The organism is Clostridium sp. ZBS2, assembly GCF_023845855.1.
GTDB classification, from domain to species: domain Bacteria; phylum Bacillota; class Clostridia; order Clostridiales; family Clostridiaceae; genus Clostridium; species Clostridium aquiflavi.
In genome coordinates this window covers 1-206 of the sequence record NZ_JAMQIF010000132.1, presented here as the reverse complement: position 1 = coordinate 206, position 206 = coordinate 1, and the positions used below count along the sequence as shown (strand labels likewise).

Annotated in this window: 1 protein-coding gene; it reads right to left on the bottom strand. The window is 30.6% G+C overall.

Annotation, left to right across the window (positions count from 1 at the left end):
• Window positions 1-206, bottom strand: a 206-nt coding sequence (locus NG918_RS17245) for a hypothetical protein (RefSeq protein WP_252227181.1), incomplete at both ends; no start/stop codon positions are given.

Below are 206 nucleotides of genomic sequence, written 5' to 3'. Positions count from 1 at the left end.
TTTTCTTTCTTTTTCTTTTTCTTTTCCCTTTTCTTTCTTTTCTCTCTTTTTTTCTGTCTCTTTTTCTCTTCTTGTTTTAGTCTCTACGATACCTTTTACATCTTCCATAGTTTGAACTGCATCTTGAGATTTTAGCTTTTTCTCTTCTCTGGCTTCTTTTTTCTCCTTTTTCCCTCTTTTTCTTTTTTCTCCTCTTTTCCTTTTTT